This window comes from Pseudomonas baltica, assembly GCF_014235765.1.
GTDB classification, from domain to species: domain Bacteria; phylum Pseudomonadota; class Gammaproteobacteria; order Pseudomonadales; family Pseudomonadaceae; genus Aquipseudomonas; species Aquipseudomonas baltica.
In genome coordinates this window covers 1-10710 of the sequence record NZ_JACMYH010000013.1, presented here as the reverse complement: position 1 = coordinate 10710, position 10710 = coordinate 1, and the positions used below count along the sequence as shown (strand labels likewise).

The window sequence follows — 10710 nt, the reverse complement described above, 5'->3', positions numbered from 1 at the left end:
CTGTGACCGGGCAGCGGCATTACCCCGCGAAATCAGTTCATCGATGCGCTTGAGTACGTGATCCTGCATGGTGAATCCCCACTGTTGTTGTAGAGCATTGAAAGATTACTTCTGGCTGTATGTGGACCTAGGCGAGGGTCCGTTATGAGCCGATTTCAGCGCTTCGTGTACGTCGGGAAGCGGCCAGCGGCGGTCAATTGATGGGTCTACGAAAGCTGGAGCTATTCACTCCTCATATTTCATCTAACATGGTCCATCTGCTTCAAGGATTTGGTTCAGGCTGAACGCTACTTCATACTCAAAAAGCGAGACATTAGGCACTGCTACGATAGCGTGACGTAGGTTTGAGCTGATGGATTTCGCAACGATGACGCCCTTCACCATCTTCCCGTGCGCAAGGTTCTTATTGATCCAGCCCATGTAGCGGCTGATCTGACCGATGGCACGATCTGCAACACGTCCACGTTTCAGTTCAAAAATCACGAACGCGTCATCTGAATCAAGTGCGAGTATGTCGATTGGCCCAACTTCGGTAGGGTATTCAACTCCATCACGACCTTGAGGGTCGACATAGAGGCGAAGGGATTTGCCTTCCAGTTTCAGGGATTCGATGTTGTGAGATATGAAGTCGCGTAGCTGCCATTCCAGTTCAAAAACTGTTTCTCGATCTGAATCTGGCGTGTCTTCGTCTCCAAGAGCCAGATCTTCGTCTTCGATGGATTGGATAGCTGTTTTAGGTGTACCGGGATGAAGGACCAGAACCTGTGTCTCAGTTTCTTCAGTTACCCATCCTATTCGAGTGAATGCACGACGAAGCTGCTGAGAATTCGTATTTGGATCGATAGGTGGTGCTTCATTGGGGTTCTGACGGCACCATTCTTTCATCGGGTAGAGCGTATGCCTACCATCTGAATCGACCAAAACAACAGAGTATTTCTTGGGTGGCTGCATCTAGCGGCGTCCATGACTGATGGCTAAGACTGGCAGGTTAGCTGGTGGGGATGAGAATGCCAATGTTGCGCCATCGCTCGCGGGGGTGTCAGAAATTTTGTGTTCGGGCATAACATGAGTAAGAGGTGCATGTATGCCAATCAAAAAGAAACCCGAGTTACGGAAGCTACCGAAAATCCCAAAAGAACTGCTTGAGCAGTTCAGCGAAGGGATGATGACCGCGGAAGCCATCGAGGACGCCTCTGCGGCGTTCAAGAAGGCTTTGATCGAGCGAGCTCTGGGTGCCGAACTCGGCCATCACCTGGGCTATCCGCCGGGCGCGCAGCGCCCCGAGGATGAGACCAACCAGCGCAATGGCAAAAGTGGCAAGACGGTTCTGACCGGAGATGGCCCCATCCGACTGGATATTCCGCGCGACCGGGACGGCAGTTTCGCGCCCATCCTGATCCCCAAACACGAGCGCCGTTATACCGGTTTTGACGACAAGATCATCGCCATGTATGCCCGTGGAATGACGGTCAGAGAAATCCGTGCATTCCTCTCCGAGCAGTACGGTACGGACGTTTCGCCCGACTTCATTAGCTCGGTAACCGACGAGGTCATAGCCGAGATCGGCGCATGGCAGCAGCGGCCTCTAGAGCCGATGTATCCGGTGATTTTCTTCGATGCCCTGCGGGTCAAGATCCGTGAAGAAGGGCTAGTTCGCAACAAGGCGATCTACTTGGCCTTAGGCGTTTTGCCCGACGGAACGCGCGATATCCTCGGCATCTGGATAGAAAATACCGAAGGCGCGAAGTTCTGGATGAAGGTTTTTAACGACCTCAAGACACGCGGCGTCGAAGACGTACTAATTGCCGTCACCGATGGCCTCAAAGGCATGCCAGAAGCCCTTGGAGCCGTGTTCCCGGATACGACATTGCAGACCTGTATCGTTCATCTGATCCGCAATAGCCTTGATTACGCGGCTTGGGATAAACGTCGCGAACTGGCGAAGGCGCTCAAACCGATCTATCAGGCGGTCACCGCCGAAGCGGCTGAGCAAGCCCTCGATGCGTTTGAAAACGGGCCATGGGGCAAGCAGTATCCAACAGTAGTGGCGGCTTGGCGTCGGGCTTGGGATCGAGTGATTCCATTCTTTGTTTTCCCGCCAGCGATCCGAAAAGTGATCTACACGACCAACGCCATCGAGAGCATCAACGCTCAGCTGCGCAAGATCATCAAGACCCGCGGCCACTTCCCGACCGATGATGCGGCGACGAAACTGATCTGGCTTGGGCTACGCAACATCACGGCAAACTGCGGCTCAGCGGCCCATGATTTGAAGAGTGCGATGAATCAATTCGCGATTCTGTACGGAGATCGATTTATCAGGCCGACCTGGTAAAAGCACGGCCTGCCTGGCGGCAGGCCGTTAACGCCCCGCACACAAAAAATCTGACAGTCCCGTACGGGGCTAATGACATACCCACTTACTCCAGCGCTACAGCTCAACGCAGAGGCACCGAACTAAACCGCCCCTCCCCCAACGATCGCGCATCATTTCCCCTATCATCCCGCGCATCCAAATCCGCCCCCTTTGCCGCCAACGCCTCAAGAATATCCTTGCGCTGAAACAGCGCCGCATACATCGCCGCCGTCTGCCCTGAGTTATTACGCTCATCCGGCGCACAGTCTGCGCCGAGCAGCCGATGAGCGATGCTCACTTCACCTTTGAAAATAGCCCCCATCAGCGCAGTGTTCCCGCGCTTATCCTGGCTACACGGATTAGCCCCAGACGCCAGCAACTGCTCCACCGCCGCAGTCTGGCCGTGATAGGCCGCCAGAATCAGTGCGGTGTAGCCGCTTTCATCGCGGGTGTCCAAATCATAATGAGCCTCGATGAACGTGCCCAAACGGTCGGTGCTGCCGGTACGTGCGGCGTCGAAGTACAGTTCACGAAGTTGCTGGCGGGTATCGGGGGGCGGTGCGGCATCGCCGAAGGCCGCCGTTGAAAGCATCATCGCCGAGCAGATCCAGGGAATGAAATAGCGCATTAGGTTTTGCTCCTGAAGATCACCGACCGTTGTTGCACGGCCGGTGATCGGATGCATCAGTCCTGCAGCTTGGCGGCCAACTGCTTGACCTTTTCCAAGTCGCCGTTGGCAACTTTGGTTACACCTGTGCCATAGGCCGGATCGGCTTTGTACAGATACGACAGCATGATGTTTTTGCTCTCGGTATCAGTGTCAGCCAGGGAACCGCCGAAGCTGTTGATCAGGTCCTGCTGCTCCTTGGGCGAATAGGAGCGGTACAAGTCGCCCGCTTGTTTGAAATTCTGCTCGCGCTGAATCTTCGCCTGCTGGGTAGTACCGCTCAAAGCCGTTTGGCTATAACGCGCACTGTCGTCACTGGGGCGCGGCGCAAGACGGCTCGGCTCGTAGTTCACCCCACCGGTGGTATGACCGCTGTTCAAGGCGCCATCTTGGTTACCGTTGTTGACGGCCACGCGAGGACGGTTGATCGGCAGGCTCATGCCGTTGGCGCCCAGGCGGTACATCTGGGTATCGGCGTACGAGAACACACGGCCTTGCAGCAGACGGTCTTCCGACGGTTCGATACCCGGCACCACGTTGGACGGTGCCATGGCAACCTGCTCGGTTTCCTGGAAGAAGTTGTCGACGTTCTTGTTCAGCACCATCTGCCCGATCTTCTGCTCCGGCACGTCTGGCCAGATCTTGGTCGCGTCCAGCGGGTCGAAGGCGAACTTGGCCAGGTCTTCAGGCTTGAGCACCTGGATGTACAAGTCCCACTTGGGAAAATCGCCCTTGTTGATTGCGGTCACCAGGTCATGGGTCATGTGCGCGTAGTCTTTGCCCTGGGTTTGCACAACCTGATCCGGGTCCAGATTCTTCAGACCTTGCAGGCTCTTCCAGTGAAACTTCACGTAGTGCACTTCGCCCTTGTCGTTGACGAACTTGTAGGCGTGCACGCCATTGCCGTCCATGAAGCGATAACCCGCAGGCGTGCCTTCATTGGAATACAGCAGCGTGAGGGTACGCGTCGCTTCCGGCACGTGGGAGAAGAAATCGAAACGACGGGAGTCGTCGTCGAGGTTGGTGCGCGGATCGGGTTTGAACGCGTGCACCATGTCTGGAAACTTGATCGCGTCACGAATGAAGAAGGTCGGGAAGTTATTGCCGACCAGATCCCAGTTGCCGTCCGCCGTATAGAACTTGGTCGCGAAACCACGTGGGTCGCGCAGCGTTTCCGGCGAGTGGTTGCCGTGGACGACCGACGAGAAGCGCACGAACACCGGTGTGTGGGTTCCTGGCGTGAACACCTTGGCCTTGGTCAACTCACTGATGTTGCTGGACGCGACGAACTCGCCATGCACGCCGGTACCGCGGGCATGCACTACGCGCTCCGGAATGCGTTCGCGGTCGAAGCGCTGCAGTTTCTGCAACAGCTGAACGTCTTGAAGCAGCGCCGGCCCGTTGGGTCCGGCCGTCTGTGAATTCTGATTGTCACCAACGGCGGCACCGTTATCGCGGGTCAAGGTGTCGGCAAAAGCGGATGACGAAAATATGCCGATGGCTAACGCGGTGACTGCATACCCTGATAAGGTTCTGATTTTCATAGTGAATCCCTCACGCTTCTTATGTTATGAAGAAACCTTGAGGGTAACGGCAGCCACCAGCATGGCTAAATTGGAAGAGCCTATTGGCCCGATAGGCAAAGATGCCTGCCGGTGTTATTGGACGGACCCGTACCCCTGATCCGGTACTGCCTACGCCCGCAACCCATCCTCCGGCACGAATATCCACACCTCCACCGGATCGATATCCGCCATCGGTTGAGCCAGCCACTGCGGCCTGTGCTCGAACGCCCACGCCAGCAGCGCGCAGGTCAGCGCATCCTGTGCATCGACATGTTCGAACCCCGGCACGAAACTTCGCGGCACACTCACCTCCTCGACATGGAAAGGCACCCGCAAGGCCTCGATACACGCCGAGCGTTTGCATGCCGAGGGATAGGCTTCGATCGCCCGCAGCATTTGCCCGTCCGTCCATACGCCACAGGCTTCACGAATGGGTGCGAATCGCCCCAGCACATGCATGCCCTTGGTCGCCTGGCTTCCGATCATGTCCTTGATCGGCGACAGCGGATAAAGCCCGCGTTCGAACAGGAAATGCTCGGTGCGGCGGTGCAGGTAGGGATTGCTGGATGATTCGCCAACGGTGGGCACAGCGATGCCACGGGTAATGAGGTCTATGAAAGGCCTGGAGAAGCCGAGCGGAGTGTCGATGCCCATGAGCATGCGCGGCGCCTGGTGAAGTGCTGGATCTATTTCACACAATCTCAACAGCCCATCAACGAATTGCTCGGTCGAACTTGCTTGGTTGATCGTCCGCCGCAGATTACCCCGCCACGGCTTGCCCACGAGTCGGCGCTCAGCGTCCAACACGACCAAGGCATCGCGGCTCGCCGGGTTTCGATCGCAATTCCACCCGCCTACGTCCCAGCCTACGAACAGTGTGGTGGGGTTTGGGTAAGTCATGGTGAACACTCACGTAAGTAGATTCGAATTGCTATCGGGCATACGCGTAGCACGGCGCTTCGCAGCACGTTCCTCATACGGAACATGAGACGCAACGTTAAGGCAGTTTCCTCAACCCTCCACCTGCGCCAACGCATGTGCCCGGCAGGTTTCCAGGATCTCGTCAGCCAGCGCGGAGTCATCCGGACAGGCTCTGGAAAGCATCAATGCGCCGACCAGATGCGCCAGTGCGTTGATTCGTTCGGCCCGCGCGCTCTGCTGCGTGAGCTTGTCTGCATCGGGGTCAACGGGCGTCGCGTTGGCCAACAGCCGTTCCATTCCCTGCGCGAACACCGCTTTGATCTCTTCGGGCTGCCGTGCGGCATCGGCCGACAATGCGGCAAGGGTACAGCCATCACCAGGTGCGTCGCGGTGCTCGCGCGACAGGTAGCGCCCGATCAGCGTTGCACGTTCCGCCTCACCGGTACTGGCTTCCATCTGTGCGAAACCACACGCCGCCGCCTCGCTCATGAGGTCTGCTTTGGAGCGAAAATGCTTGTAGAAACCACCGTGGGTAAAGCCAGCAGCTGCCATCAGATCAGCCACGCTCACGCCGTCGTAACCCCGTTCGCGAAACAAGGTGGCGGCGGTTTCAACGATGTGCGCACGGTTGGCCTGCGCCTGTGCCTTGGAGACTTTCATGCCGGTGCCTGTGAAATAGAACCAGGGACAAGCATACATTGATGTTGATCAACATCAAAACGCTTGACCGTTTAGATTTCGATCATCATCATAAAACCGTCACTGCCCATCCTTGCCGCGCGTCTCTCCCAGGAATGAATCCCCATGAGCAATCTCCCTACAGTACTGATCACCGGCGCCTCCAGCGGCATCGGCGCTACCTACGCACGACGCTTCGCCAGTCGTGGCCACGCGCTGGTACTGGTAGCGCGCAATCGCGAACGCCTGGACGTCCTGGCTGCACAGTTATGCGAAGAAAGCGGCGTGAACGTCGATGTCATCCAGGCGGACCTCACCCGCGCTGAAGACCTTGCGCAAGTAGAACGACGCTTGACCGAAGATGCCAGCATCGGTGTCTTGATCAACAATGCCGGCGTAGGCCAGTCAGGCGGCTTTTTGCAACAGCGCGTCACTGCTCTCGACAGCCTGCTGGCGCTGAACGTCACCGCAGTGACCCGCTTGGCGGCAGCCATCGCTCCGCGCCTGACTCAAGCGGGCGCTGGAAGTATCGTCAACGTCGGCTCGGTCGTAGGGCTCGCCCCGGAAATGCAAATGACCGTCTACGGCGCCACCAAAGCCTTCGTATTGTTCCTGTCCCAGGGCCTGCAGGCGGAACTGGGCCCTAAGGGCGTCTACGTGCAAGCCGTACTGCCCGCAACCACCCGCACCGAGATCTGGCAGCACTCCGGGATCGATATTGCAACCTTGCCGGAAATCATGGAGGTGGATGATCTGGTAAACGCCGCCTTGGTGGGCTACGACCGTCGCGAGCTTGTGACCATTCCACCGCTGCACGTGGCCGAGCGTTGGGAGGCGTTGGAAGGTACTCGTCGCCTTCTGCTTTCGGATCTACGCCAGGCAAGTCCAGCCGAGCGCTACCTGACTTCTGCCCCTGTCGGGCAATAACCCATGAAAGCCTTTGTCATCGATCGTTACGGCAAACGTGTCATCGGCCGGATAGCTGACATGCCAGAGCCCACCTTGGCGGCCGACGATGTCCTGGTGCAGGTACACGCGGCGGGCGTCAATGCGCTGGACGTCAAGATTCGCAGCGGCGAGTTCAGGCTCATCCTGCCCTACACCCTGCCGCTGATACTGGGCAATGATGTGGCAGGCACGGTGCTCGAAGTGGGCACGAACGTAACCCGCTTCAAACCGGGCAACGATGTGTTCGCCCGGGTCCATCAAACGCGTATCGGCACGTTCGCCGAACGCATTGCCATCGATCAAACCTGTGTGGCCAACAAACCCGTCAACCTGACCATGGTCCAGGCGGCATCGCTGCCCCTGGTGGCATTGACTGCCTGGCAAGTACTGGTTGAAACCGCAAAAGTCACACCCGGCCAGAAGGTTCTGATTCACGCAGGATCCGGCGGTGTGGGCACTGTGGCGATACAGCTCGCCAAACACCTGGGTGCTTATGTCGCCGCTACCACCAGTACGGCCAATGTCGAGTGGGTGAAGGCCCTCGGCGCTGACCAGGTGATCGACTACACGACTCAGCACTTCGTCGAGCAGTTGCACGATTACGACATTGTGCTCAATAGCTTGGGTCCAGACGTACTGGGCGAGTCAGTGGAGGTCTTGAAGCGGGGCGGCCGACTGATCTCGATCTCAGGCCCACCGACCGTGGAATTCGCTACCAGGCAGGGACTCGGCTGGACCTTGACGCAAGTCCTGCGCGTGTTGAGTTCGCGCATTCGCAGCCAGGTGAGGCAGCGGGGCATGTCCTATGATTTCGTGTTCATGCGTGCGGACGGAGGTCAGCTCGGGGAGATAGCTTCACTCATTGAAGCCGGTGTCATCACGCCCGTGGTGGAGAAGGTCTATCCCTTCGAGGCCACTGCAGATGCCTTCGCCCATGTTCAAAGCGGCCGCGCAAAGGGGAAAGTGGTAATCGAGCTACGGCGCTCCTAGCACCGTTTGGATCAAGTTGCGCATGGATGAAGTTTTTCACAGTCAACGATTTGCACATGGACCCATCAGGTACAACCGCTTAGGCTAACTCGTACCCATCCCGGTGCATTGGCCGGGCCGGGTTCGATGCTTCTCATCTCATTCAAAGGACTTGAAATCCGTGAAAGCGCTAATCGTCATCGATGTACAACAAGGCCTGTTCCAGGCGGACCCAGCTCCCGCCTTCGCCGCTGAAGTGATAGCGCGCATCAACACACTGACGGCATGTGCCAGAGCTGAAAACGTTCCGGTGATCTTCGTTCAGCACGAACTTACCAATGGCGAGTTTTTGGTGCGCGGCAGTGACAGCTGGAAAGTCGACCATCGGCTTGTGACAGCCGACACCGATCACTACGTCAACAAGACCACGCCCGACTCTTTCCTCAGGACCGATCTTCAGCCGCTATTGCAGCAAGCCGATATTTCTCACCTGGTAGTGTGCGGCTATGCGACCGAGTTCTGCGTGGACACGACGGTCCGTCGTGGCGCAGGCCTGGGTTACGAAATCACATTGGTGAGCGACGCCCATACCACCCAGTCCAAGGCGCATGCCGATGCGGCGCAGATCATCGCTCACCATACCGCCACGCTGCCGAGCATCAAAAGCTTCGGTGTACGCATCCAGGCGCAGGAAACCGCAGCGGTCGATTTCGCCAGCTGACTGTGGGCACGTCTGCTGCCTTGGGTAAATAACTCGATCGCAGCCTAGCGTGACGTCCGTGCATTCAATTCGAATGTACGGATGCGCACAGCATCTGTACGAACCCTTCCCTGACCGGATGTCCATCAGTGCGCTTGTGGGTCAGCAGAAAGTTGTCCACGCTGTCGAACTCGAGTGCGTCACAGACGGCCAGTCCTTCGAGGGCGCGGTGGTTGCAGTAGACGCCTCTGGGAACCACCGCCATGCCTATGCCTTGCGCGACGCACGTCAGAATGCCCCCCCAACTTCCACATACCACCCATTCCACCCCTTGCAATGACTCCTCGCACCAAGCCTGCGCAACAGCGTGAAACGGACAACCCTCAGGCCACGCCAGGACTTTTCTATTGTTCAGATTCAAGGGTCCGTGTTGCAACCACGTCTGCGGATAAACCAGCACCGGTCGATCACCGGGTAATCTGCGGCTGACAAGTCTCGGGTTGACCGTGTCCATCGCCACCACTGCTACATCCAGCTTCCCGTCCAGAACGTGTTCTACGAGTTCTGGCCAGGTATCGGTAACGATCTCCAGAATAACCTGCGGATAGTCCCGCTCGAATGCTGCAGCGATGCCCGCAAGCCGCGTACTGACGAAGGAATCTATACCCCCTATCTTCAAAGTCCCGCCAAATGTTTTACTGTCGTTGAAACAAGACTGTGCGTCGCCAAAGGCCTGCAGTACTTTCTCTGCATGCATAAGCAGGTGTTTACCCGCAGCACTTAGTTCCACGCCCTTGTCGCCTCTATTCAACAGGCAACATCCAACTTCGGCTTCCAAAGCCTTCATGCGCGCAGTGACATTCGATGGTACGCAGTGTACGGACTTGGCGGCTTTGACGATGCTTCCCGCTTTGTAGATAGCGGTGAGCATGCGCAATTGCGAAATATCCATATACACCTCGAGTGAATCACTGATTCATTTTTTGTTGGTTGTGCGAGTCCCCTTGCCCGTGGATTCTACTGCCAATGCCAAGCTGATACCAAAAACCAAACGGCAACTTCGAAGCACTAGGTTACAAATAAGGAGCTGCGCATGTCAGGTTATTATGAAGAGATCACTAAACTTGCGACCTCCGTGCATCAGCATGGGGCTCTGAACAATGCATTCTATGAGCGCTGGATGGCAGCACCCCTGTCCTTCGACGAACTGGCCCTGTTTGCCAAGAATTATCTGGTAAGAACTTCGCAAACCCCGACGATGATCGCGTTGACGCTGCTGCACACCGACAACCTGTGCGCACGCGTCGAAATCGCCAAGAACTTGTACTCGGAGTATGGCTACGGCCAGCCTCAGAAAGCACACATCCATTTGCTGGAGAACTTTCTAACCGATCTACTCAGCCGAGTGGCCGTTGTCTACAAGCCAGTGACCAAGCTGAGTGATGAGTTGATCCTGCCCAGTACTCGTCAATTCATCGAAGAACAGCAAACCCTGTATACCCGTCACCCTGCTGAACGAGGCTGCCAGCGCATCCTGGGTACCCTGTTGGCACAGGAGTGGTTGGCGTTCTCCATGCTCACGCGTTTGTACGAAGGCGTGCGGCACTACCAGCACCTCTACGCTTCAAACGACGAGTTCCACGAACACTGCGAGTACTTTTACGTCCATATCGGTAATGCCGAAAAGGACCACAAGATCCAGGCCATTCACGCAGCCACACTCGAATGCCGCAACGACGATGAATTTGCTGCGTTGGCAGATGGCTTCTACGACTTCATGACCCTTACCGAGCAGTATTGGAATGGCATTGCCCATGCAATGGGGTATCGTCCCCGTTAAGTCGAGGGCTACCCGACAGCCAGGCGTGGAATACCACGCCGGAAAAGACAAAACCCCTACCTGCTC

At 57.0% G+C, this 10710-nt stretch carries 11 protein-coding genes; 5 read left to right on the top strand and 6 right to left on the bottom strand.

Features of this window, described 5'->3' with window-relative positions; genetic code table 11:
* Positions 1 to 243 precede the first annotated feature (243 nt).
* A complete protein-coding gene (locus H7993_RS20600; RefSeq protein ID WP_185795492.1) occupies positions 244 to 951 on the bottom strand; it encodes an endonuclease NucS domain-containing protein in 708 nt (235 codons plus the stop codon).
* 133 nt (positions 952 to 1084) lie between these two features.
* Here H7993_RS20600 and H7993_RS20595 point away from each other — a divergent pair, with 133 nt between their 5' ends.
* Positions 1085 to 2335: an IS256 family transposase gene (locus H7993_RS20595; RefSeq protein ID WP_185795491.1), complete on the top strand. Its 1251-nt coding sequence runs from the start codon at positions 1085 to 1087 to the stop codon at positions 2333 to 2335.
* Between the two features lie 103 nt (positions 2336 to 2438).
* On the opposite strand, the gene H7993_RS20590 is transcribed toward H7993_RS20595, so the two are convergent.
* From H7993_RS20590 to H7993_RS20575, 4 genes are all read right to left on the bottom strand, one after another.
* Positions 2439 to 2984: an ankyrin repeat domain-containing protein gene (locus H7993_RS20590; RefSeq protein ID WP_185795494.1), complete on the bottom strand. Its 546-nt coding sequence runs from the start codon at positions 2982 to 2984 to the stop codon at positions 2439 to 2441.
* A gap of 56 nt (positions 2985 to 3040) precedes the next feature.
* A complete protein-coding gene (katB, locus tag H7993_RS20585) occupies positions 3041 to 4567 on the bottom strand; it encodes a catalase KatB (protein ID WP_185795490.1) in 1527 nt (508 codons plus the stop codon).
* Between the two features lie 150 nt (positions 4568 to 4717).
* Complete coding sequence (locus tag H7993_RS20580; protein ID WP_185795489.1) at positions 4718 to 5488, bottom strand: hypothetical protein; 771 nt, start codon at positions 5486 to 5488, stop codon at positions 4718 to 4720.
* Positions 5489 to 5599: 111 nt separating this feature from the next.
* Entirely contained in the window at positions 5600 to 6169 is a 570-nt protein-coding gene (locus H7993_RS20575) for a TetR family transcriptional regulator (protein ID WP_185795488.1), read from the bottom strand.
* A 144-nt stretch (positions 6170 to 6313) separates the two neighbouring features.
* Here H7993_RS20575 and H7993_RS20570 point away from each other — a divergent pair, with 144 nt between their 5' ends.
* From H7993_RS20570 to H7993_RS20560, 3 genes are all read left to right on the top strand, one after another.
* Positions 6314 to 7114, top strand: a complete 801-nt coding sequence (locus H7993_RS20570) for an SDR family NAD(P)-dependent oxidoreductase (protein WP_185795487.1) — start codon at positions 6314 to 6316, stop codon at positions 7112 to 7114.
* A 3-nt stretch (positions 7115 to 7117) separates the two neighbouring features.
* A complete protein-coding gene (locus H7993_RS20565; RefSeq protein WP_185795486.1) occupies positions 7118 to 8125 on the top strand; it encodes an NADP-dependent oxidoreductase in 1008 nt (335 codons plus the stop codon).
* Positions 8126 to 8285: 160 nt separating this feature from the next.
* Positions 8286 to 8825 carry a cysteine hydrolase family protein gene (locus H7993_RS20560; protein ID WP_342214358.1) on the top strand — a complete coding sequence of 180 codons (540 nt, stop codon included), beginning with the start codon at positions 8286 to 8288 and terminating at the stop codon, positions 8823 to 8825.
* A gap of 64 nt (positions 8826 to 8889) precedes the next feature.
* On the opposite strand, the gene H7993_RS20555 is transcribed toward H7993_RS20560, so the two are convergent.
* Entirely contained in the window at positions 8890 to 9756 is an 867-nt protein-coding gene (locus H7993_RS20555) for a LysR family transcriptional regulator (protein WP_185795485.1), read from the bottom strand.
* 141 nt (positions 9757 to 9897) lie between these two features.
* Between H7993_RS20555 and H7993_RS20550 the strand changes: the two genes are divergently transcribed.
* Positions 9898 to 10644 carry an iron-containing redox enzyme family protein gene (locus H7993_RS20550; RefSeq protein ID WP_185795484.1) on the top strand — a complete coding sequence of 249 codons (747 nt, stop codon included), beginning with the start codon at positions 9898 to 9900 and terminating at the stop codon, positions 10642 to 10644.
* Positions 10645 to 10710 lie beyond the last annotated feature (66 nt).

What these genes read in the sequence shown, in the direction of transcription:
- H7993_RS20600 (WP_185795492.1), bottom strand. Translation starts at nt 951, where the DNA reads ATGCAGCCACCCAAGAAATACTCTGTTGTTTTGGTCGATTCAGATGGT.
- H7993_RS20595 (WP_185795491.1), top strand. Translation starts at nt 1,085, where the DNA reads ATGCCAATCAAAAAGAAACCCGAGTTACGGAAGCTACCGAAAATCCCA.
- H7993_RS20590 (WP_185795494.1), bottom strand. Translation starts at nt 2,984, where the DNA reads ATGCGCTATTTCATTCCCTGGATCTGCTCGGCGATGATGCTTTCAACG.
- katB (WP_185795490.1), bottom strand. Translation starts at nt 4,567, where the DNA reads ATGAAAATCAGAACCTTATCAGGGTATGCAGTCACCGCGTTAGCCATC.
- H7993_RS20580 (WP_185795489.1), bottom strand. Translation starts at nt 5,488, where the DNA reads ATGACTTACCCAAACCCCACCACACTGTTCGTAGGCTGGGACGTAGGC.
- H7993_RS20575 (WP_185795488.1), bottom strand. Translation starts at nt 6,169, where the DNA reads ATGAAAGTCTCCAAGGCACAGGCGCAGGCCAACCGTGCGCACATCGTT.
- H7993_RS20570 (WP_185795487.1), top strand. Translation starts at nt 6,314, where the DNA reads ATGAGCAATCTCCCTACAGTACTGATCACCGGCGCCTCCAGCGGCATC.
- H7993_RS20565 (WP_185795486.1), top strand. Translation starts at nt 7,118, where the DNA reads ATGAAAGCCTTTGTCATCGATCGTTACGGCAAACGTGTCATCGGCCGG.
- H7993_RS20555 (WP_185795485.1), bottom strand. Translation starts at nt 9,756, where the DNA reads ATGGATATTTCGCAATTGCGCATGCTCACCGCTATCTACAAAGCGGGA.
- H7993_RS20550 (WP_185795484.1), top strand. Translation starts at nt 9,898, where the DNA reads ATGTCAGGTTATTATGAAGAGATCACTAAACTTGCGACCTCCGTGCAT.